Source organism: Nocardiopsis sp. NPDC007018 (assembly GCF_040635075.1).
GTDB lineage: Bacteria > Actinomycetota > Actinomycetes > Streptosporangiales > Streptosporangiaceae > Nocardiopsis.
On sequence record NZ_JBEYHA010000073.1, the window covers coordinates 1 to 21,515 of the forward strand.

Below are 21,515 nucleotides of genomic sequence, written 5' to 3' on the forward strand. Positions count from 1 at the left end.
CGCATGAACAGGCCCTCGTTGATCTCGTTGCCGTACAGCTCGTTGGCGGCCGCGACGGTGACGAGGTTGCCCTTGGGAGCGGTGCGCTCCACGGGGCCGGCCGCGACGACACGCTCCCGATGCTCACCGGCATCCGGGTCGAGATCGAGGGCGAGACCATCACGCTCGCCTCCACCGACCGCTACCGCCTGGCCGTGCGAGAGCTGAGCTGGAAGCCGGAGAACCCGGACCTGTCCGCCGTCGCGCTGGTCCCGGCCAAGACCCTCCACGACACCGCCAAGTCGCTCACCTCCGGCGCCGAGGTCTCCATCGCGCTCTCGGGCAGCGAGACCGGCGAGGGCATGATGGGCTTCGAGGGCGGCGGCCGCCGGACCACCACCCGCCTGCTCGACGGGGAGTTCCCCAAGTACCGCGCGCTGCTGCCGGACACCTTCAACACCGTGGCCGAGGTCAGCCGCTCCGAGTTCGTCGAGGCCGTCAAGCGCGTCTCGCTGGTCGCCGAGCGCAACACGCCCCTGCGCCTGGCCTTCTCCCAGGGCGCCCTGGTCCTGGAGGCGGGCACCGGCGAGGACGCCCAGGCCGTGGAGACCCTGGAGGCGAACCTGGACGGAGATGACATCCAGATCGCCTTCAACTCCGGGTTCCTGCTGGACGGGCTCGGCGCCATCGGCACCGACGTGGCCCGCCTGCACTTCACCACCTCGACCAAGCCGGCGATCCTCACCGGAAAGCCCGCCGAGGAGGGTGCTGCCCCCGAGTACCGCTACCTGATCATGCCGGTCCGCCTCTCCGGCTGACCGGAGCGCCCGTCCCACCGGCGGGCGTCCGCCCCCGGCCCGTGCGCAGCGCCACGGGCCGGTCGGCTTCCACATGTCCACAGGTGCCCTAGGGGGAGTCCACAACATGCAACTCGGAATGATCGGCCTCGGCAAGATGGGCGGCAACATGGCCGCCCGCCTGCGCGAGAAGGGGCACGAGGTCGTCGGCTACGACGTCTCCCCCGGCGCCCGCGACGTCGAGACCCTGGCGGAGCTGGTCGACCGCCTCGCCGCGCCCCGCGTGGTGTGGGTGATGGTCCCCTCCGGTGAGCCGACCGCCACGATCGTCTCCGAGCTCGGCGACCTCCTCTCCGAGGGCGACGTCGTCGTCGAGGGCGGCAACACCCACTACGTCGACGACGCGCCGCGCGCCGAGGCACTGGCGGCCAGGGGCGTCGGATACGTCGACGCCGGGGTCAGCGGCGGCGTGTGGGGCCGCCAGAACGGCTACGGCATCATGGTCGGCGGCCGCGAGGAGGACGTGGAGCGCCTGCGGCCCGTCTTCGACTCCCTCACCCCCGACGACGGCGGCGGCTTCGTGCACGCCGGAGCCGTCGGTGCGGGCCATTTCGTGAAGATGGTCCACAACGGTATCGAGTACGGCATGATGCAGTCCTTCGCCGAGGGCTACGAGCTGATGGTGGCCTCCGGGATCGTCAAGGACGTCCCGGGCACCTTCGAGAGCTGGCGCGAGGGCACCGTCGTGCGTTCCTGGCTGCTGGACCTGCTCGGCCGCGCCCTGGAGGAGGACCCGGACCTGTCCGAGCTGCGCGGGTACGTGCAGGACTCCGGTGAGGGCCGCTGGACCGTTCAGGCCGCCGTGGACCTCGCGGTCCCGGCCCCCGCGATCACCGCCTCGCTCTTCGCGCGGTTCGCCTCCCGCCAGGACGACAGCCAGGCCATGAAGGTCGTGGCGGCCCTGCGCAACCAGTTCGGCGGGCACGCCGTCACCAAGGCCGAGCCCCAGGACTCCGAGCGGGGCTGACCCCCTCGACTCCGCTCCCGGGGTCGGTCCGGGGACACCGGACCGACCCCGGGGCCGTTGTCCGCGATCCCTCCCCCACCGTTTTCCGCTCCCCCGTTCCAGGAGGAAGGCCGGATGTACGTCGCCCACCTGCAACTGGCCGATTTCCGTTCCTACGAGACCGCCCAACTGCGACTCCAGCCCGGCGTGAGCGTGTTCGTCGGCTCCAACGGCCAGGGCAAGACGAACCTGGTCGAGGCGATCGGCTACGTCGCCACCCTCGGCAGCCACCGGGTCTCGTCGGACACCCCGCTGGTGCGCCAGGGCGCCCCGCGCGCGATCGTCAGCGCCAGGGTCGTGCGGGACGGCCGCGACATGCTGATCGACCTGGAGATCAACCCGGGGCGGGCCAACCGGGCCCGGGTGAACCGCGGCGTCGCCGGGCGCCCCCGTGACGTGCTGGGCATCCTGCGGACCGTGCTCTTCGCCCCCGAGGATCTGGCCCTGGTCAAGGGCGACCCCGGAGAACGGCGCCGGTTCCTCGACGACCTGCTGGTGGCACGGACCCCCCGTATGGCGGGAGTGCGCTCGGACTACGAGCGGGTGCTCAAGCAGCGCAACGCGCTGTTGAAGTCGGCGTCGGCGCGGTTGCGCCAGCGCGCCACCCCCGACCTGAGCACGCTGGAGGTGTGGGACTCCCACCTGGCCGAGACCGGGGCCGAGCTCCTGGCGGCCCGGTTGGGCCTGGTGGAGGAGCTGCGTCCGCTGATCGCGCGGTCGTACGCGGGGCTGACCGACTCCGGCGGTCCGGCGGTGCCCGACTACCGGAGCGCGTCGGTCGAGGAGGGGGAGGAAGTCCCGCACGACCGGCAGCGCCTGGTGGAGGTCCTGCGCGCCGCGATGGAGCGTACGCGCGACCGCGAGCTCCAGCGCGGCGTCAGCCTGGTCGGCCCGCACCGCGACGACCTGCACCTCCAGCTCGGGGACCTGCCCGCCAAGGGGTACGCGAGCCAGGGCGAGTCGTGGTCGTACGCGCTCTCGCTCAAGCTGGCCGCGTTCGAGCTGTTGCGGGCGGAGGGGGACGACCCGGTCCTGATCCTGGACGACGTGTTCGCCGAGCTGGACGCCGAGCGGCGGCGCAGGCTGACCGAGCGGGTGCGCGACACCGAGCAGGTGCTGGTGACGGCGGCGGTGGCCGACGACATCCCGAAGGAGTTGGACGGCGCCCGGTTCGGGGTGCGGGACGGGGTGGTCGAGGATGCGTGAGGGTCGTCCACAGCCTGTGGATTCCCGCGTCGACCGGGACGCGCCCGGGCCCCGGGCCGAGGCGCCCCGTCCACACCCTGTGGACGACGCGGCCCCGTCCGCACCCCGGACGCCCGCGACACCGGACGTCCCCCCGGTCTCCGGCGCGGACCTGGCACGCCAGGCTCTGGCCCGGGCCAGAGCCGAGGCGCGCGACCGCGGAGCGGTGCCCCGTGGCATGAACCGCAAGCGCGGGCGTGGCCGGTTGCGGTCACGCAACGAGCCGCAGCTGTTCGGTGACGCGGTGCGCACGTGGCTGATCGAGCACGGCTGGCAGGAACAGGTGGCCATCGGCGGGGTGTTCGGCCGGTGGGCCGACATCGTTGGCGACTTCAACGCCGAGCACCTGCGTCCGGAAAGTTATTCGGAAGGCGAGCTCGTAGTCGTCGCCGATTCGCCGACCATGGCAGCCCACGCACGAGCGATGGTGCGGGACCTGATGCGCCGCCTCAACGAGGAGTTGGGCGACGGCACCGTCATCGCCATCAAGGTGAAGGGGCCGGGTTTCCGGCGCCGGTGACCCCGTCCGGATCGTCCGGCTTCGTCCGGACACGGCTGTGACCTGGGGTCTCGTGGGACGCCCCGCGCCCCTCGGCGGATGCGGCTTTCCCGAGGGTGTCCCGCGTTCGGCGGGGGTGACGCGTCCGGCGGGCGGCGACGCCCCCTCGAAGGCCACTCAACCGCGCCGGGACTTGCGCAAGGGGTCGCCCGCGTGTAGGGACTCGGCTCCCGCCCCGAACGTTCGTTCTGGAGCGGCACAGCGCCGCCAATGCCACTTTGTCACACCGCTCGGGGTATCATGGAGACGGTTCTTCAGACGCCTGTAGCCGGTATCACGCTCCCATGTAGAGGGTGGGCGGACGGCCCGTGCGGCGAACGGTGATCCCCCAGGTGTCGCGGCACGTCGGCCCTCCGATCACCCTGCCGTGGGACGACCGTCGTTCGCTCGGCCGCTGCCGACAGGCGTCCCCAGCAGGAGGGTGTTCCCACTTGGCCTACGACGCAGGATCAATCACGGTTCTCGAAGGGCTCGAAGCAGTACGCAAGCGCCCGGGCATGTACATCGGCTCCACCGGTGAGCGGGGTCTGCATCACCTGGTCTACGAGGTGGTCGACAACTCGGTCGACGAGGCCCTCGCGGGCCACGCCGACGCCATCGAGGTGACCCTCCTCGCGGACGGCGGGATCAGGGTGGCCGACAACGGCCGCGGCATCCCGGTCGGCATCCACCCCGTGGAGAAGCGTCCGGCCGTGGAGGTCGTCCTCACCACGCTGCACGCGGGCGGCAAGTTCGACGGCAAGTCGTACGCCGTCTCCGGCGGTCTGCACGGCGTCGGCATCTCGGTCGTCAACGCGCTCTCCACCGCCCTGGACGTGGAGATCCGCCAGCAGGGGCACGTCTGGCGCCAGCACTACGAGATGACCGCCCCCACGGGCGAGCTCGTCAAGGGCGAGGCGACCGACGAGACCGGCACCCAGATCACCTTCTGGGCCGACGCCGACATCTTCGAGACCACCACGTTCTCGTTCGAGACGCTCGCCCGCCGGATGCAGGAGATGGCCTTCCTCAACAAGGGGCTGTCCATCACCATCCGCGACGAGCGGCCCGACCACACCGACGACGGTCCGGTGGTCAACACCTTCCACTACGAGGAGGGTCTGTCGGACTACGTCCGGCACATCAACGCCAAGAAGGAGCCGGCGCACGCGTCGATCATCTCCTTCGAGGAGGACGGCGACGGCATCGCGGTCGAGATCGCCATGCAGTGGAACCAGTCCTACACCTCGTCCGTGCACACCTTCGCCAACACCATCAACACGGCGGAGGGCGGCACGCACGAGGAGGGTTTCCGCTCCGCGCTCACCACGCTGGTCAACCGGTACGCCCGCGACCAGAAGCTGCTGCGCGACAAGGAGGACAACCTCACCGGCGACGACATCCGCGAGGGCCTGACCGCGATCATCTCGGTCAAGCTCGCGGACCCGCAGTTCGAGGGCCAGACCAAGACGAAGCTCGGCAACACCGAGGCCAAGTCCTTCGTCCAGAAGGTCACCAACGAGCACCTGCGCGACTGGTTCGAGCGCAACCCCGGCGAGGCCAAGGACATCGTCTCCAAGGCCAGCCAGGCCGCGCGCGCCCGCGTTGCCGCCCGCCAGGCCCGCGACCTCACCCGCCGCAAGACCCTCCTGGAGACCACCTCCCTCCCCGGCAAGCTGTCGGACTGCCAGTCCACCAACCCGGAGGAGTGCGAGGTCTACATCGTCGAGGGCGACTCGGCCGGCGGCTCCGCCAAGGGTGGGCGCAACCCGCACAACCAGGCCATCCTGCCCATCCGCGGCAAGATCCTGAACGTCGAGAAGTCGCGCATCGACCGCATCCTCAAGAACAACGAGGTCCAGGCGATCATCACCGCCCTGGGCACCGGCATCCACGAGGAGTTCGACGCCGAGAAGCTGCGGTACCACAAGATCATCCTGATGGCCGACGCCGACGTCGACGGCCAGCACATCAGGACGCTGCTCCTCACCCTGCTGTTCCGCTTCATGAAGCCGCTGGTCGAGGCCGGGAACGTCTACCTGGCCCGCCCGCCGCTCTACAAGATCAAGTGGGACCAGAAGGGCAGCGACGCGAGCTACGCCTTCTCCGACGCCGAGCGCGACCGGGTCATCGAGGCCGGGATCGCCGAGGGCAAGAGGGACCCGCGCCCGCGCGACATGGTGCAGCGCTTCAAGGGTCTGGGCGAGATGAACGCCAACGAGCTGTGGGACACCACGATGGACCCGGAGCGCCGCGTGCTCGACCAGGTCAACCTGGAGGACGCGGCCCAGGCCGACGAGATGTTCAGCGTGCTCATGGGTGAGGACGTCGAGTCCCGGCGCGCCTTCATCCAGCGCAACGCCAAGGACGTCCGCTTCCTGGACATCTAGGTCCCCCTTCCCGCCCGTGCTCCAGCAAGCTTCGTAGAAGGGATCGACATCCGTGACGGATGCGAACAACCCCGACGCCCCCGAGGGCGGTGACTCCAACGTCGAGTCGCTGCCGCGCCTGACCGACCGGATCGAACCCGTCGACATCCAGGTCGAGATGCAGCGCAGCTACCTCGACTACGCGATGTCGGTCATCGTCGGCCGCGCCCTCCCCGACGTCCGCGACGGCCTCAAGCCGGTCCACCAGCGCGTGCTGTACGCGATGTACGACGGCGGCTACCGCCCCGACCGCGGGTACTTCAAGTGCGCCCGCGTCGTCGGCGACGTGATGGGCAACTACCACCCGCACGGCGACAGCGCCATCTACGACACCCTGGTCCGGCTGGCCCAGTGGTGGTCGATGCGGATGCCGCTGGTCGACCCGAACGGCAACTTCGGCTCGCCGGGCAACGACCCCGCCGCCGCCATGCGCTACACCGAGTGCAAGCTCGCGCCGCTGGCCATGGAGATGCTCCGGGACATCGACAAGGAGACCGTCGACTTCCGGCCCAACTACGACGGCCGCTCCTCCGAGCCCGTCGTGCTGCCCGCCCGCTTCCCGAACCTGCTGGTCAACGGCTCCTCGGGTATCGCGGTCGGTATGGCCACCAACATCCCGCCGCACAACCTGCGCGAGGTGGCGGACGGCGTCAACTGGTACCTGGACCACCCCGAGGCCGAGGACGATGAGCTGCTCGACCAGCTCATCGCCCGGGTCAAGGGCCCCGACTTCCCCACGCGCGGGCTCATCGTGGGCAAGCGCGGCATCGAGGAGGCCTACCGGACCGGGCGCGGCTCCATCACCATGCGCGCCGTGGTCGAGGTGGAGGAGGACGGCCGGGGACGCCAGACCCTGGTCATCACCGAGCTGCCCTACCAGGTCAACCCGGACAACCTGGCGCTGAAGATCGCCGACCTGGTCAAGGACGGGAAGATCACCGGCATCGCCGACGTGCGCGACGAGAGCAGCGGCCGTACCGGCCAGCGCCTGGTGATCGTGCTCAAGCGCGACGCCGTCGCCAAGGTCGTGCTGAACAACCTGTACAAGCACACCCAGCTCCAGGAGACCTTCGGCGCCAACATGCTGGCCCTGGTCGACGGGGTGCCGCGCACCCTGCGCCTGGACCAGATGATCCGCCACTGGGTCAAGCACCAGGTCGAGGTCATCGTCCGCCGGACGAAGTACCTGCTGCGCAAGGCCGAGGAGCGGGCGCACATCCTGCGCGCCCTGCTCCGCGCGATGGACCGGATCGACGAGGTCATCAGCCTCATCCGCAGCAGCGCCTCGGCCGACGACGCGCGCACCGGCCTCATGGGCCTGCTGGAGATCGACGACATCCAGGCCCGCGCCATCCTCGACATGCAGCTGCGCAAGCTCGCCGCGCTGGAGCGTAACGCCCTCACCGCCGAGTACGACGAGCTCATGGCGCTCATCACCGACTACAACGACATCCTCGCCTCCGACTCCCGCCAGCGGACCATCATCCGCGAGGAGCTGGGCGAGATCGTCGACAAGTACGGCGACGAGCGGCGCACGCACATCATCCCGTTCGAGGGTGACATGCGTATGGAGGACTTCATCGCCGAGGAGGACGTGGTCGTCACGATCTCCCGCGGTGGGTACGCCAAGCGCACCCGCATCGACAACTACCGCGCGCAAAAGCGCGGCGGCAAGGGCGTGCGGGGGGCCCAGCTCAAGCAGGACGACATCGTCCAGCACTTCTTCGTCACCACCACCCACCACTGGATTCTGTGCTTCACGAACCAGGGACGGGTGTACCGGACGAAGGCCTACGAGCTGCCGGAGGCCGCCCGCGACGCCCGGGGCCAGCACGTCGCCAACCTGCTGCCCTTCCAGCCGGGTGAGGAGATCGCGCAGATCATGGCGCTGCGCGACTACGAGGCGGCGCCGTACCTGGTGCTGGCCACCCGCGAGGGCCTGGTGAAGAAGTCGCGCCTGGAGGACTTCGACTCCGCGCGCGCGGCGGGCATCATCGCGATCAACCTCCGCGAGGAGGACGAGCTGATCGCGGCGCGCCTGGTCTTCCCCGACGACGACCTGCTGCTGATCTCCAGCGACGCCCAGGCGATCCGCTTCCCGGCCTCCGACGAGTCGCTGCGGCCCATGGGCCGCGCCACCAGCGGTGTGATCGGCATGCGGTTCCTGGAGGGCGACTACCTGCTCTCCATGGACGTCATCCGGCCCGACGACGGCTCCACGGACGTCCTGGTCGCCACCGAGAACGGGTACGCCAAGCGCACCCCCTCGGAGCAGTACCCGGTGCAGAACCGGGGCGGCAAGGGCGTGCTCACGGCCAAGGTCGTGGAGGCGCGCGGCAAGCTGGTCGGCGCCCTGATGGTGGACCCGGAGGTGGACGAGATCTTCGCGATCACCTCCGCCGGCGGGGTCATCCGCACCGGTGCCGCCGAGGTGAAGCGGTCGGGACGCACCACCATGGGCGTGCGGCTGATGAACCTGGACAAGGGCAACAAGATCGTGGCCGTCGCCGCGAACGCCGAGGCCGCCGAGGAAGCCGAGGCGGAGGCGACCGACGCCGACACGGTCGACGCCGTCGACGAGCAGGTCGCGGGTGAAGGCAACCCGGACGCCTAGACTGCGCGTTAAGCCCAGTACGTCCCGCGGGGAGCGTTTCGGCGGCCCCGCGGGACACCCGGATCGACCCGTCTCAACGAAAGTCCAGCGGTAGCGCTTCTATGTCTGAGAACCAGCGGAACACCACCAGCAACGAGTCCGACGCGGCTGCCACCGCCGGTGACGCGGACGTGGAGAACGCGGTCCCGACCGCTGAGGACTCCTCGGAGCCCGCGCGGGAGGAGCCCGAGGCGGCCGAGTCCCGGTCGGAGCCCGGGATGACGCCCCCGACCTCCGGGGAGGCGGCGGCCCCGGCCGAGCCCGCCGCGGTCAAGGCGACCCTGTCGAGCCGCAAGGCCCACCTGACGGTCTCCCGCGTGGAGCCGTGGTCGGTCATGAAGTTCGCCTTCGTGGTCTCCCTCGTCTGCTTCATCATCCTGTTCGTCGCGGTCGCGGTGATCTACGCGACCCTGTCGATGCTGGGTGTGTTCGACGAACTGACCAACATGATCAACGCCCTCATGGAGGGCGACGGCGGGGACGACGAGTTGGGCCTGAACCCGGCCGCCTGGTTCTCCCCGGGCCGCGTCCTGGGCTACACGGGTGTGATCGGCGCGCTGAACGTCGTGCTCATCACCGCCCTGTCCACGGTGGGCGCGATGCTGTACAACCTGGTCTCCGACCTGGTCGGCGGTGTCGACGTGACGCTCTCCGAGGCCGAGTAGTCCCGAGCTCCCGTCCGGGCCCGGTTCCTCCGCGAGGGACCGGGCCCGACCCGTCCGGAGCACTCCCGAAACCCGCTAAAATAGGAGGTGAAGAGGGCGCTCGCAGGTCGGCGCACCCTCCTCCCCACTCCGAGAATTCCGGTTCGCTCCGCCCCACGGGATGCGGTAGAGTTCCACACGGAACGCGGGCGTATAGCTCAGTCGGTTAGAGCGCATCCCTGATAAGGATGAGGCCCCAGGTTCAAGTCCTGGTACGCCCACCAGCGAAAAGGCTCCCACACGGGGGCCTTTTTTCATGCCCGGACACGGGAACCCCATTCGTGGGCGCGGGCGACTCGTCTTCATGTCGACACCCCGCCGAATCGCCATATCGACTCGGCGGGGCGCCCCGGCGGCACGCGCCGCCGTGCGGCGAACGCTCACCACAACCCGTCCCGGCCCTCCCCTCGAAGGACTCGGCTCGAGGAGTTGAGCGGATCGGTGAACTCCATCTTCCGCCCGTCTGCCAGCAGGGAGACGGCGACGTGCTCCCTGTCGGTCCCGCTGGGGACCGGGCAGGAGAACTCCAGGACCGCGGACGCGCCGAAGGCCCCTTCCGACGGGTGGAGTCCGCTCTGTGGGAGCTCCGCTCCCGCGGTCGCCTCGTGTTCCTCGCCGCCCGCTTCGCAGCGGACCTCGGGAAGCGTGTCCTCCCGGTAGTGGCTGGAGTCATTGATGACGACGACCTCGAACTCCAGGTGGTCCCGGTCCCGCTGGTCCGACGTGGCCATGCGGGCCGCGGTGACCGTGTAGAGAAGGCCGTCGCGGGAGTGCCAGGAGTCCCTGTCTCGCGCGAGTTCACCGAAGTGGTGGGACGGTCCGAGGTTCAGGCTCGCCACCCCGGTCAGTGAGGCGACGAGCAGGGTGAGGAGGGTGGCCGCGACTCCGGAGCACACGGCTAGGGGGATGGTCCACGTGATCCTTCTGGTCATGGGGTGTCCGTCTCCGTTGAGGGGGGCGGGCGCGTCGTCTCGGTCGAGGGGGCCTCACCGGGAGCGGTGATCCCGTGAGTGACTCGTCCGTGTTCCGGCGGTGCGCCTCCGCCACGTCCCGCGGCGGTTCGGTGACGTCGTCGATCGCTCCACATGTTCGGGGGTCGTCCACGGTATCCGGGAAGCCCGTGGTCCGGGGCGCCCGGACCGACGGAGACGGCGCGCTTACCCGGAGCCGCCCGTACCACCGCTCCCCTCCGGGGGACCCGCCAGTGGCAGCCGGAGCGTGAAGGTCGTGCCCTCCCCCACCGTGCTGCTCGCCGTCACCGTTCCGCCGTGCAGCTCCACCATGCCGCGTACGATGGCCAGCCCCAGGCCGCTGCCGCCGGTGCGCCGGTTGCGGGAGCGGTCCGCCCGCCAGAACCGGTCGAAGACGTGCGGCAGCTCCTCCTCGGAGATGCCGACCCCGGTGTCGGCCACCCGGATCACCGCGTGCTCCTCTGCCCGATCGGCCCGGACCGTGACGGTTCCGCCCTCCGGGGTGTGCCGCAGCGCGTTGCCGACCAGGTTTCCCAGGACCTGGAGCAGCCGGGTGCGGTCGGCGACGAGCGTGACCTCGCGCGCCTCGTCGACCAGGCGCACCCCGGCCTCCTCCGCGTGCAGCCCGTGGCCCGCCACCGCCTGCGCGACGAGCGGCCCGACCTCCACCGGTTCCGGGGCGAGGCGCAACCTCCCGGCGTCGGCCAGGGCGAGGTCCTGGAGGTCGTCGATGAGCGCCTGGAGCAGCAGGGTCTCCCCGAGGAGCATCCGCACGCGGTCCGGGTCGGGGTCGACCACGCCGTCCTGGACGGCCTCCAACCAGCCGCGTAGGTTGCTCAGGGGCGTCCTCAGTTCGTGCGACACGTCGCTGACCATGGCCTTGCGCTGGTCCTCCGCCCGCTCCAGGTGCTCTGACATCTCGTTGAACGCCTCCGCGAGGCGGCCGATCTCGCCCGAGTCGCGGACCTCCACCCGGGCGGCGGGTCCGCCGCCGTCCCGCATACGGTTCACGGCGTCGGTGAGCGCGTGCACGGGGCGGATCAGCCGGGTCGCCAGGGTCGTGCTCACCACCACCGTCAACAGCAGGACGAGCAGCACGACGCCGCCCAGGCGCAGGGCTCCCTCACGTGAGAGGGACAGCCCGGCCTCCGGGCTCTCCCCGGGGTCGTCGATGAACAGGAGGGCGGCCGGAGCCACGTAGGGGTCGAGCTGGGCGCGCCGGGCGGCGTCCAGGCAGGCGGCGGCCTCGGGGCCCAGTTCCACCCTGGACAGGGTCAGGCCCTCGGCCACGGCGTCGGATTCGGAGCTGCCAGGCCAGGGCAGGGGCTCCGGGACCTCCTCCGGAGACTCCTCGACGGGGTACGGAGGGCGCTCGGCGGGGGTTTCGCCCGGTAGGGGGGCGACGGGCTCCTCAACGGACGGGAACTCGGTCTCGGGGAGGGGCCCGGGATCGACGGTGTCCGCGGGCGTGTCGGGTTCCGCGCCGCCCGGATCGTCCGGGGCGGTGGGGGCGCGGGCCTCGTCCGGGGACGGTCCCGGTGAGTCGGGGGGAGAACCGGTGATCACGAGTCCGCCCGTGCGGCCGTCCACAGCGTAGGCGAGGTCCGTTCCGGGTGCGCCGCAGTCGGAGGCCCGGCCGTTCAGGTCGGCCAGCGCCTCCACCTCCGCGCCCACCGGCTGGTCCAGCGTGGGGAGACCGCAGTCGGCCCACATGTACGCGTCCCCGCGCTCCGCCTCGACGGCGGGGCGCCCGGTCGGCCCGGTCACGACCTCCGCGGTGAGGCCGTAGACCTCCTCCAGGCAGGACGCCACCCGGTCCGCGCTCGTACGCAGCGTCGCGCGCTCCTGGTCGGACAGGGCGAAGGGGCCGACCACACGGGGGTCGATGCGGTCCCCGTCCTCGGTCGTCAGCGTCACGTCGACCGCGAGCGGGTCCACCACCGACGACGTGCGGGAGGGCGTCGGCGGGGCCTCCCCCTGGACGCCGTCCGGCGGGGCGGCGGAGTCGGCGATCACCGCCCGGCCCTCGGTGGTGAGGACGATCCGGCGACCGGTCTCCTCGGCGAGGTCGGCGACGTCCTCACCGACGCCCGCCCAGTCCCGGTGCGTGGCCGCGTAGCCGACGAGGGTGTCGTGGATGTGCGTGTCCACCGTCAGGGTCTCCCCCTGCTGGTGGGTGATCGACTCCGAGGTCCGCTGCACCGAGAGCCAGGCCGTCGCGGTGATCGAGCAGACCGCCACCAGGACCGACCCCGACAGCAGTCGGAACAGCAGGCCGTGCCGCAGGGAGGGCCGCCGCCGTACCCGGCGCGCGCGGCCTCGCCGGTGGCGCGGCCGCTCAGCGGACACGGTCGGGCCCCGCCAGCTTGTAGCCCACGCCGTAGACCGTGACCAACCGGACCGGTCTCCGGGGGTCGGGCTCGATCTTGCGGCGCAGGTTCTTTACGTGGACGTCGATGGTGCGTCTGGTGATGTATCCGCTGATGCCGTGGATGGACTCCAGCAGCTGGGTCCGGCTCAGTACCCGTCCGGGCCGCGCCGCCAGGGCCTGGAGCAGCTGGAACTCGACGGGGGTGCACGGCACGGGTGCGCCGTCGACCCGCACCGTGTGCCGGGCCGGGTCCACGGTGATCGGTCCCGCGTCCAGGACGCGCTCGTCGTCGCGGACCGGGGCACGGGAGCGGCGCAGCAGCGTGCGCACCCGCGCCATCAGTTCGCGGGGGCTGTAGGGCTTGGTGACGTAGTCGTCCGCGCCCAGGTCCAGCCCGGCCAGCAGGTCCTCCTCGGTGGAACGGGCGGTGAGGAGCAGGACCGCCACGTCCGATTCGGCGCGCAGGGCCCGGCACGCCTCCAGACCGCTCATCACCGGCATCATCACGTCCATGACGACGAGGTCGGGCCGGTCGCGGTGGTGCTCGTCCAGCACGGACCTTCCGTCGTGGACCACCCGGACCGTGTGGCCCTCGTGCTCCAGGTACCGGCGGATCAGCTCGGCCTGGTTCACGTCGTCCTCGGCCACCAGGACATGAGCGCACACGTGTCGGCCCTCCCGTTCTCCGGCCGGGGAAGGAGGCTCCCCGGCCTCGTCGATCGTATGGCCGGCGGCGCCGGGGGGAGGCGGGGCGTTCACGAACGCCGCAGGTCACCACATGGGACGTGCACGGCGGGCACACGGGTTCTTCACATGGCCCGGCCAGTCTTCGTGGTGTCCGGCGTGGAGAGTCCCGCCGGAACCCCTCGACCGGATGGAACCCATGCGCCGATCCCTGACACACCGCGGCACCGTCGGGCCCCTTCCCGTGCTGGTCGCCGCCGCCGTTCTGGCAGCCGCCCCCGCCTGCTCCTCGCCGGAGTCCTCGGACGCGGCTCAGGAGGCCGCCGAGGTCCTCGAGGCGGAGGAGGCGAACGCGCCGGAGGGCGAACGCGTCGCGACGGTCCTCGCCGACGAGATCGAGGTCCGCTCCGAGCCGGGCGGCGGCGAGGTGGTGCACACCCTCGCCAGCCCGAACGATCTCGGCGCGGACCGGGCCTTCCTGGTCCGCGAGGTGCGGGGCGACTGGTTGGAGGTGTTCCTGCCGGTGCGGCCCAACGGCTCCACCGGCTGGATCGACGCCGACGACGTCGAGATCACCGTCACCGCGTACCGCGTGGTGGTCGACATGGCGGAGTTCTCCTTCACCGTGACCGAGGGCGGTGAGGAGGTCCTGACCGGACCGGTCGGTATCGGCACGGGCGAGACCCCCACTCCCCCCGGTGAGTACTACTTCACCGAGCTGCTCCGGCCCTCGGACCCCGGCGGAGAGTACGGCGCCTACGCCTTCGGCCTCAGCGGGTTCTCCGACACCCTGGAGAGCTTCGCCGGAGGGCCCGGCCAGCTCGGGGTGCACGGGACGAACGACGAGTCGGGGCTGGGCGGCGAGGTCAGCCACGGCTGCGTCCGGGTGTCCAACGACGACATCGTCTGGATGGCCGAGCGCCTGCCGGTCGGCACGCCGGTCGAGATCACCGAATGACCGCTCACCGAATGACCGCTCACCGAGCGGCAACCCCCTACACCAACGACGAGAGGTCAACCATGCGCGTGAAGTTTCGAGTGCTCGCCGTCGCCGCCCTGACGGCGGCCTTCTTCGGCACCGTCCCGGCGTTCGCCTCGGACGACGCCCCGGAGGCCCCGGCACCCGTCTCGGAGTCGGAGTTCCCGACCGAGACGGGTGCCGACGAGCAGGACGGCCCGGGGCAGTCGGAGGAGCCGGAGCCGGACGACCCGGCCGAGGCCGGTCCGGTCACCCCGATCGAGGAGGAGCCCGCCTACACCGGCTGACCCCGGCACCGGAGCTCAGCGGCCCCGTTCTCCTTCGTGGAGGGCGGGGTCCGCGCTGTCCGCACTGTCGGTCGAGGCCGGGGACGCCGGGGTGGTCGGTGTCCGCAGGGCGGAGCCCCATGCGGTGCGCCACGACGGAGAGGCCGAGGGCGGCGGCGGGGTTCAGGGAGATGGCCCGGGCGCTGCTGGCGGGTGCGGCCGCGGGCCGGGCGGCCTCGGAGCGGGACTGACGCCGGGTCCGGTGCGCGGGTCGTCTTGTCGACGACTCGACGTGTCGACCCGTCGCCTTGCCGATGCGGAGGGGCCCTCGTGTCCGCCTTCAGGGCCGAGGCCAGCTCCGCATCGCGGTACGGGCGACGGCGGCCGCGCGTTCGCCCGGCTCGGCTCCCACGGAGACGCCGCCGAACTGTGGTCCGCCTACGGCCGCCTGATCCGCGAACACTCCGCGAGGCCCGGAGTGGACGTCCTGGTCAACAATGCCGCGATCGGTAGCAGCCCCGATCTGGACGTCCTCACCGAGGACGAGTTCGACGCCCTCGTCGCCGTCAACGTGCGCGCGCCGCTGTTCATCGTCCAGCATGCGCGCGAGCGGCTCCACGACGGCATGCGCGTCACCAACGCCGGATGGCGTGCGAGGACCCCGAGGCCCGGGCCTGGGCCTGGGCCGGGTCCCTGGCGGCGCTGGGGCGGGTCGGACGACCCGACGACATCGCCGGGATCGCCGCCTTCCTCGCCTCCGACGACGCCCGCTGGGTCACCGGCCGGGTCGTCGACGCCCGGCGGTGCGCTCCTCGGCGTGTAGTCGCCGGGCCCGCCGGGGATCAGGCCCCGTGTTCCGCCCCGATCCCCCGTACGACGAGGTCCAGCGCCTGGTCGAAGAACGTGTGCTCCACGGCCAGGGCGTCGGCCTCCGACACCGCCGTCGCCAGGGCGCCCTCGTGTTCCTCGGCGGGGCTCTCCTTGGCCGCGCGCATCGCGACGGCCGAGGTGGCCGCGCCGAGGATCTGGTTGGACACCGCCCGGATCGCGACCGCCCGGCGCTCCTCCCCGCCGCCGAGCCCGCGGAGGGCCTCGATGATCCGCCGTGACAGGGCGACCGCGTTGGGTCCGACGAGCGGGCGCGATCCGGCGAACTCGGCGGCCCAGGTGTGCTCGATCAGTGCCGCGTAGAACCGCCCCGCGGTCTCCTTGACGGCGGCGTCCCAGGGCAGGCCGTCGGCGGGCGGTGCGGCGGCGGCCCCGGCGAGGATCTCGTCCACGGCCAGGTCCACGAGGTCCTCCCGGCGCTCGACGTACCAGTAGAGGCTGGTCGCGTGCACGCCGAGCTCGGCGGCCACCCTGCGCATGGTCAGGGCGGAGGAGCCCTCGCGGTCGAGCAGGGTGATCGTCGCCGCGACGATCCTGTCCCTGCTGAGCGCGGGTTGGGTGCGCCGTCGGCGCGGAGCGCGGTGGAAGACGCTGTCGATCCGCTGGTCGGGGGGCTGTTCGTCCATGTCCAACAGCATACAAGTAATCATACGTTGTCGGATGCTCTCCAACAGTGTATGTTTCTCGGCATGGCAACCGAGACCCCCTCCTTCCGTCCGCACCCCTCCGCCCCCGCGGCCCCCGACCCGTCGCGGACCACCGCCGTCGACCCGCGCGGCCTCGCCGCCTTCCTCGTCGTCGCCTTCGCCTTCTCCTGGACCGCCTGGTGGCTCGTCCCGAGGTTCCTCGACGGAGGCGACCCGACCCCGGCCGTGCTCGTCGGCGGTTTCGGCCCGATGGTGGCCGCGATCCTCGTCACCGTCCTCACCCGGGGCCGCTCCGGGGTGGCCGCGCTCTTCCGCCGCCACTCGCTCCGCCGACGCGGCGGTGCCTGGCCCTACGTCATCACCGCGCTGATCGTCCTGGCCATCGCGGGATCGGCCGCGCTCCCCGTGTACCTCGGAACCGCCGAGGTCGAGGAGGCGGCGCTGCGGGCTGCGCTCCTGGGCGTTCCGGTCCAGTTCCTGCTCATCGCGCTGGTCGGCGGCGGCAACGAGGAGCTGGGGTGGCGCGGGTTCGCCCTCCCCCGCCTCCAGGGAGCGCTCCCCCCGCTGGCCGCCAACGTGACCCTCGGGGCGGTCTGGGCCGTGTGGCACGCCCCGCTCTTCGAGATGGCGGGCACCATCCAGTCCGAGGTCCACTTCCCTGCGTACGCCCTGCTCTGCGTCGGGCTCACCGTGGTCATGGGCCACGTCTTCAACTCCGCCAGGGGCGGGGTGCTCGCCGCCGTGGTCGCCCACGCCGCCGTCAACGTCGTCTCCGGGCTCAAGGGGATGCTCGTGGGCGACCCCGCCGGGATGTTCGAGGTCACCGCCGTCCTGGCGGTCGCCGTGTTCCTCGCCCTGGTCACCCGGGGTCGGCTGGGCCTGCGCCCCGCCGACGACGGCCGCACCCCCTCCGCAGGGGCTCCGGCCACCGTCGCGGAGCCGGTCACCGCCGGGGCCTGAGACCCCCACCGCCCTCCGGGGGCGGTCGCCCTCCGACCCGCCGCCCTCCCCGACCCGACCCGCCGCCCCGAACGGGCCGTCCCAGCACCGGGACGGCCCGTTCGTCGAGGCGGGAGCGCTGACCGGGTACATCTGGTGACATGACAGAGTTCGACGACCGCATCCGGGTGCGCGGCGCCCGCATCCACAACCTCAGGAACGTGGACACGGAGCTGCCCCGTGACGCCCTGGTCGCCTTCACCGGCGTCTCGGGCTCCGGCAAGTCCTCACTGGCGTTCGGGACCCTCTACGCGGAGTCCCAGCACCGGTACCTGGAGTCGGTCGCGCCGTACGCCCGGCGCCTCCTCCAGCAGCTCCCCGCGCCGGAGGTGGACGACATCACCGGGATGCCGCCCGCCGTGGCCCTCGCCCAGCCCCGCTCCGCGCCGTCGAGCAGGTCCACGGTGGGCACCCTGACCACGGTCTCCAACACGCTCCGCATGCTGCTGTCCCGGGCGGGCACCTACCCGGACGGGGCCGAGCGCCTGGACTCCGACTCCTTCTCCCCCAACACCGTCGCAGGAGCTTGTCCGGTCTGCCACGGTGAGGGCATCGAACACGAGGTCACCGAGGGGTCGCTGGTCCCGGACCCCTCGCTGAGCATCGCCGAGGGGGCGGTGGGCTCCTGGCCCGGCGCCTGGCAGGGCAAGAACCTGCGCGACATCCTCGACACCCTCGGGTACGACATCCACCGGCCCTGGCGCGACCTGCCCCGGGCCGAGCGCGACTGGATTCTGTTCACCGACGAACAGCCGGTGGTCACCGTCCATCCCGTCCGTGAGGCGGGCCGTGTCCACCGCCCCTATCAGGGCAAGTACAGCAGCGCCCGCCGCCTGGTGCTCAAGGCCTACGCCTCCTCGGCGAGCGAGGCCCGCCGGCGCCGGGCGGCGGAGTTCATGGTGGACCGCGACTGCCCCGAGTGCGGCGGACGGCGGCTGCGGCGCGAGGCCCTGCGCGTCACCTTCGCCGGGCACACCGTCACCGAGCTGGCGGCGCTGCCCCTGTCCGGGCTGGCCGCGCTGCTGCGCCCCTGGCGCGCGGAGTCCGGCGCGGCCGGGACCCTCGCCGAGGAGATCACCGCGCGGGTCGGGGTTCTGGAGGAGTTGGGCCTGGGCTACCTCAGCGCGGACCGCCCCGCGCCGACCCTGTCCACCGGTGAGTTCCAGCGGATCAGGTTGGCCACCCAGCTCGGTACCGGGCTGTTCGGCGTGGTCTACGTGCTCGACGAACCCTCGGCGGGGCTGCACCCGGCCGACTGCGAGGCGCTCACGGGCATCCTGCGGAGGCTGCGCGACGGCGGCAACACGGTGTGCTTCGTCGAGCACGACCTCGACCTCGTGCGCGGCGCGGACTGGATCGTGGACGTCGGCCCGGACGCGGGCGAACGCGGGGGCCGGGTCCTGTACAGCGGTCCGGTGGACGGTCTGCGCCGGGTCCCGGGGTCGGTGACCCGACGCTACCTGTTCGAGGAGTCCGCCCCCGAACGCCGCCCGCGCGAGCCGCGCGCTCACCTGGAGCTGAGCGGGATCACCGGCAACAACCTCCGGGGGCTGGACCTGGACGTGCCCCTCGGCGTGTTCACCGCCGTCACCGGGGTGTCCGGCGCCGGCAAGTCGACGTTGCTGGCGCGGATCGCCGACGGGGCCGCCGGGCGGGGGCGCGTGGTGTGGGTGAGCCAGCAGCCCATCGGCCGTACCCCGCGCTCCAACCTGGCCACCTACACGGGGCTCTTCGACACCGTCCGCAAGCTGTTCGCGGGTACCGACGACGCCCGCGCGTACGGCTACGGTCCGGGCCGGTTCTCCTTCAACGTGGTCGGGGGGCGCTGCGCGACCTGTGAGGGCGAGGGGTTCGTGTCGGTGGAGCTGCTTTTCCTGCCCACCGCCTACGCGCCCTGCCCCACCTGCGGCGGTTCCCGCTACAACGACGACACCCTTCGGGTGCGGTACCGGGGGCGCACCGTCGCGGACGTGCTCGCCATGTCCGTGGAGGAGGCGGCGGCGTTCTTCACCGAGGAGGCGCCGGTGCGCCGGGCCCTGGACACCCTGGCCGGGGTCGGCCTGGGATACCTGCGGCTGGGGCAGCCCGCCACCGAGCTGTCCGGCGGGGAGGCCCAGCGGATCAAGCTCGCCACCGAGCTCCAGCGCCGCAGGGTGGCCGACACGGTGTACCTGCTCGACGAGCCGACGACCGGTCTGCACCCGTACGACACCGACGTCCTCATGGGGCGGCTCCGGGACCTGGTGGAGGCAGGCGCCACGGTGGTGGCGGCCGAGCACGACATGCGCGTCGTGGCCACGGCCGACCACGTCGTCGACCTGGGTCCGGGCGGAGGGTCGGAGGGCGGACGGGTCGTCGCCCAGGGGTCCCCGGAGCGGATCGCGTCCGTGCCGGACAGCCGGACCGGCGCGTACCTGAAGGAGCTGCTGTGACCCCGGCGGGTGCCGACCGGGAGTCGTCTCCGATCGACGTGACGACGAGTCGACACGTCGACGAGTCGGCATGAGGGCGAGCCGGGGCGACGAGGCGTCTCACCAGGTGGACCAAGCGTGGGGTTCTCCGGTTCGTGACCGGCTGGTCGCGAACCGCCAGCCTCCCTCGTCAGAGGGGGTTCCCCACCGACCGTTCGGTCAGTACAGGTGTATCTAGCTGGGAAAAGTGAGCCCCAGTGTAGAAAGTGCACTGCATCACATGGCATGGTGTGCTGGGGCTCGTGATCTGTCCCGGTATCCACCGTTCCGTCTACGGGCAGGGGGCCGACGACACGGGCCCGGCAGAGAACTCGGCCCCCCGGCCGGTAGAGAACCTACGGAGCAGCAATGGCGACTTCCGACGCCACGGTCCCAGGACCCGGTGGAACACTCGACCCCAAGGAGAAGCGCAAGGTCCTCGCGGGGACCATGGTCGGGACCACCATCGAGTGGTACGACTTCTTCATCTACGCCCAGGCCGCGGGCTTGGTACTGGCACCCCTCTTCATGGCGCCGCTGGCCGACGCCAACCCCGGCGTGGCGCAGGTGCTCTCCTTCGCGACCATCGGGATCTCCTTCCTCTTCCGCCCCCTCGGCGCGATCGTGGCCGGACACCTCGGGGACCGGTTCGGCCGCAAGAGAATCCTGGTGTTCACCCTCGTCATGATGGGTGTCGCGACCTGCGCCATCGGTCTGCTGCCCACCTACGCGCAGATCGGCATGGCCGCGCCGGTCCTGCTCATCCTCCTGCGCATCGCACAGGGCTTCTCCGCCGGTGGCGAGTGGGGCGGCGCCGCCCTGATGTCCGTGGAGCACGCGCCGGTCGACAAGCGCGGCTTCTTCGGCGCCTACCCGCAGATCGGCGTCCCCTGCGGCATGATCCTGGCGACCCTGGTCCTGTGGGGCATCACCACGGCGATCGGCCAGGACGCCTTCCTCGAATGGGGCTGGCGCATCCCGTTCCTGCTGTCCTTCCTGCTGATCATCATCGGCCACCTCATCCGCAAGACCGTGGAGGAGTCGCCGGTCTTCAAGGTGATGCAGAACCGCCGCGCCAAGTCGTCCGCCCCGCTCGGCCAGCTGTTCCGGAAGAACACCAAGGAGGTCGTGCTCTCCGCGCTGATCTTCGTGTCCAACAACGCCGCCGGGTACCTGGTGATCGCGTTCCTCGCCACCTACGCGTCGCGTCCGGTGGAGGAGATGGGGCTCGGCATGGAGCGGGGCCCGGTTCTGCTGGCCACCGCCCTGGCCTCCTTCGGCTGGCTGATCTCCACCCTGTACGGCGGCTGGATCTGTGACCGGATCGGCCGGGTGCGCACCTTCCAGATCGGTTACGTCCTGCTCGCCGCGTGGGCGGTCCCGATGTGGTTCCTGGTCGACACCGGCGACATCTACATGTACTTCCTGGGCGTCTTCGTCTTCACACTGACCTTCGGCCTGAGCTACGGCCCCCAGTCGGCGCTGTACGCGGAGATGTTCCCGGCGGAGGTCCGCTACTCGGGCGTGTCCATCGGCTACGCCCTGGGCGCCATCCTCGGCGGCGCCTTCGCCGCCATGATCGCCGAGATGCTGCTGTCGGCGTACGGGGTCTCCTGGACCATCGGCGTCTACATCATCGGCCTGTCGGTGATCTCGTTCGTCGCGGTCTCCCTGGTGCCCAAGAGCATCCAGGGTGTCGACCTGCACGTCGACGACAGCGATCCCGCCCCCGCCGAGTAGGGGGAGCGGGGCCCGCGCGGGCGGGGCGGCGGCCGGTGCCGCCGACCTGGTGCACACCGCGTGGCGGGTCACCCAGGGGGCGCTCCTGCTGATCGTCGCGGTGCTGGCC

16 protein-coding genes, 1 tRNA gene and 2 pseudogenes are annotated in these 21,515 nt (G+C 71.6%); 14 read left to right on the forward strand and 5 right to left on the reverse strand.

Translation table 11 applies throughout. The features are described 5' to 3' along the window. Window positions 1–95: 95 nt before the first annotated feature. The 8 genes and pseudogenes from dnaN to ABZ635_RS25125 all read left to right on the forward strand — a co-directional run. Window positions 96–797, forward strand: a pseudogene (gene dnaN, locus ABZ635_RS25090) (DNA polymerase III subunit beta); the annotation flags it as partial. Window positions 798–903: 106 nt separating this feature from the next. Beyond that, complete coding sequence (gene gnd / locus ABZ635_RS25095; RefSeq protein WP_357769425.1) at window positions 904–1,803, forward strand: phosphogluconate dehydrogenase (NAD(+)-dependent, decarboxylating); 900 nt, start codon at window positions 904–906, stop codon at window positions 1,801–1,803. 114 nt (window positions 1,804–1,917) lie between these two features. Continuing rightward, window positions 1,918–3,048, forward strand: coding sequence for a DNA replication/repair protein RecF (gene recF, locus ABZ635_RS25100; RefSeq protein ID WP_357769427.1), 1,131 nt, complete (start codon window positions 1,918–1,920; stop codon window positions 3,046–3,048). A 79-nt stretch (window positions 3,049–3,127) separates the two neighbouring features. Continuing rightward, complete coding sequence (locus ABZ635_RS25105) at window positions 3,128–3,607, forward strand: DUF721 domain-containing protein (RefSeq protein ID WP_357769429.1); 480 nt, start codon at window positions 3,128–3,130, stop codon at window positions 3,605–3,607. Window positions 3,608–4,077: 470 nt separating this feature from the next. Beyond that, on the forward strand, window positions 4,078–6,015 hold the full coding sequence (gene gyrB / locus ABZ635_RS25110; protein ID WP_357769431.1) for a DNA topoisomerase (ATP-hydrolyzing) subunit B: 1,938 nt from the start codon (window positions 4,078–4,080) through the stop codon (window positions 6,013–6,015). 52 nt (window positions 6,016–6,067) lie between these two features. After that, complete coding sequence (gene gyrA, locus ABZ635_RS25115) at window positions 6,068–8,668, forward strand: DNA gyrase subunit A (RefSeq protein WP_357769433.1); 2,601 nt, start codon at window positions 6,068–6,070, stop codon at window positions 8,666–8,668. A gap of 101 nt (window positions 8,669–8,769) precedes the next feature. Continuing rightward, on the forward strand, window positions 8,770–9,372 hold the full coding sequence (locus ABZ635_RS25120; protein WP_357769434.1) for a DUF3566 domain-containing protein: 603 nt from the start codon (window positions 8,770–8,772) through the stop codon (window positions 9,370–9,372). A gap of 186 nt (window positions 9,373–9,558) precedes the next feature. Next, a tRNA-Ile gene (locus ABZ635_RS25125) sits at window positions 9,559–9,635 on the forward strand. 156 nt (window positions 9,636–9,791) lie between these two features. Here ABZ635_RS25125 and ABZ635_RS25130 read toward each other — a convergent pair. From ABZ635_RS25130 to ABZ635_RS25140, 3 genes are all read right to left on the reverse strand, one after another. Then, window positions 9,792–10,343, reverse strand: a complete 552-nt coding sequence (locus tag ABZ635_RS25130; RefSeq protein ID WP_357769436.1) for a hypothetical protein — start codon at window positions 10,341–10,343, stop codon at window positions 9,792–9,794. A gap of 225 nt (window positions 10,344–10,568) precedes the next feature. Continuing rightward, window positions 10,569–12,731, reverse strand: a complete 2,163-nt coding sequence (locus ABZ635_RS25135; protein ID WP_357769437.1) for an ATP-binding protein — start codon at window positions 12,729–12,731, stop codon at window positions 10,569–10,571. Beyond that, the gene (locus tag ABZ635_RS25140) at window positions 12,721–13,419 is read right to left on the reverse strand and encodes a response regulator transcription factor (RefSeq protein ID WP_357769439.1); all 699 of its coding nucleotides are present in this window, start codon (window positions 13,417–13,419) and stop codon (window positions 12,721–12,723) included. Before ABZ635_RS25140 ends, ABZ635_RS25135 begins: the two co-directional genes overlap by 11 nt. A gap of 208 nt (window positions 13,420–13,627) precedes the next feature. Between ABZ635_RS25140 and ABZ635_RS25145 the strand changes: the two genes are divergently transcribed. Next, a complete protein-coding gene (locus ABZ635_RS25145) occupies window positions 13,628–14,395 on the forward strand; it encodes a L,D-transpeptidase (protein WP_357769441.1) in 768 nt (255 codons plus the stop codon). Window positions 14,396–14,457: 62 nt separating this feature from the next. Then, window positions 14,458–14,703: a hypothetical protein gene (locus tag ABZ635_RS25150; RefSeq protein ID WP_357769443.1), complete on the forward strand. Its 246-nt coding sequence runs from the start codon at window positions 14,458–14,460 to the stop codon at window positions 14,701–14,703. A gap of 319 nt (window positions 14,704–15,022) precedes the next feature. On the opposite strand, the gene ABZ635_RS25155 is transcribed toward ABZ635_RS25150, so the two are convergent. Then, the gene (locus ABZ635_RS25155) at window positions 15,023–15,283 is read right to left on the reverse strand and encodes a hypothetical protein (RefSeq protein ID WP_357769445.1); all 261 of its coding nucleotides are present in this window, start codon (window positions 15,281–15,283) and stop codon (window positions 15,023–15,025) included. A gap of 44 nt (window positions 15,284–15,327) precedes the next feature. On the opposite strand from ABZ635_RS25155, the pseudogene ABZ635_RS25160 reads away from it, so the two are divergent. Further along, window positions 15,328–15,420: pseudogene (locus tag ABZ635_RS25160) on the forward strand (hypothetical protein); the annotation flags it as partial. Window positions 15,421–15,524: 104 nt separating this feature from the next. Here ABZ635_RS25160 and ABZ635_RS25165 read toward each other — a convergent pair. Next, window positions 15,525–16,208, reverse strand: coding sequence for a TetR/AcrR family transcriptional regulator C-terminal domain-containing protein (locus ABZ635_RS25165; protein WP_357769447.1), 684 nt, complete (start codon window positions 16,206–16,208; stop codon window positions 15,525–15,527). Window positions 16,209–16,247: 39 nt separating this feature from the next. Between ABZ635_RS25165 and ABZ635_RS25170 the strand changes: the two genes are divergently transcribed. The 3 genes from ABZ635_RS25170 (at window position 16,248) to ABZ635_RS25180 (ending at window position 21,406) form a co-directional block, all read left to right on the forward strand. Further along, entirely contained in the window at window positions 16,248–17,177 is a 930-nt protein-coding gene (locus tag ABZ635_RS25170; protein ID WP_357769449.1) for a type II CAAX endopeptidase family protein, read from the forward strand. A 140-nt stretch (window positions 17,178–17,317) separates the two neighbouring features. Further along, window positions 17,318–19,648: an excinuclease ABC subunit UvrA gene (locus ABZ635_RS25175; RefSeq protein WP_357769451.1), complete on the forward strand. Its 2,331-nt coding sequence runs from the start codon at window positions 17,318–17,320 to the stop codon at window positions 19,646–19,648. A 387-nt stretch (window positions 19,649–20,035) separates the two neighbouring features. Beyond that, window positions 20,036–21,406, forward strand: a complete 1,371-nt coding sequence (locus ABZ635_RS25180) for an MFS transporter (protein WP_357769453.1) — start codon at window positions 20,036–20,038, stop codon at window positions 21,404–21,406. Window positions 21,407–21,515 lie beyond the last annotated feature (109 nt).

Coding starts and splice junctions, on each gene's coding strand:
- gnd (WP_357769425.1), top strand. CDS start 904: ATGCAACTCGGAATGATCGGCCTCGGCAAGATGGGCGGCAACATGGCC.
- recF (WP_357769427.1), top strand. CDS start 1,918: ATGTACGTCGCCCACCTGCAACTGGCCGATTTCCGTTCCTACGAGACC.
- ABZ635_RS25120 (WP_357769434.1), top strand. CDS start 8,770: ATGTCTGAGAACCAGCGGAACACCACCAGCAACGAGTCCGACGCGGCT.
- ABZ635_RS25130 (WP_357769436.1), bottom strand. CDS start 10,343: ATGACCAGAAGGATCACGTGGACCATCCCCCTAGCCGTGTGCTCCGGA.
- ABZ635_RS25145 (WP_357769441.1), top strand. CDS start 13,628: ATGGAACCCATGCGCCGATCCCTGACACACCGCGGCACCGTCGGGCCC.
- ABZ635_RS25150 (WP_357769443.1), top strand. CDS start 14,458: ATGCGCGTGAAGTTTCGAGTGCTCGCCGTCGCCGCCCTGACGGCGGCC.
- ABZ635_RS25155 (WP_357769445.1), bottom strand. CDS start 15,283: ATGCTGGACGATGAACAGCGGCGCGCGCACGTTGACGGCGACGAGGGC.
- ABZ635_RS25165 (WP_357769447.1), bottom strand. CDS start 16,208: ATGCTGTTGGACATGGACGAACAGCCCCCCGACCAGCGGATCGACAGC.
- ABZ635_RS25170 (WP_357769449.1), top strand. CDS start 16,248: ATGTTTCTCGGCATGGCAACCGAGACCCCCTCCTTCCGTCCGCACCCC.
- ABZ635_RS25175 (WP_357769451.1), top strand. CDS start 17,318: ATGACAGAGTTCGACGACCGCATCCGGGTGCGCGGCGCCCGCATCCAC.
- ABZ635_RS25180 (WP_357769453.1), top strand. CDS start 20,036: ATGGCGACTTCCGACGCCACGGTCCCAGGACCCGGTGGAACACTCGAC.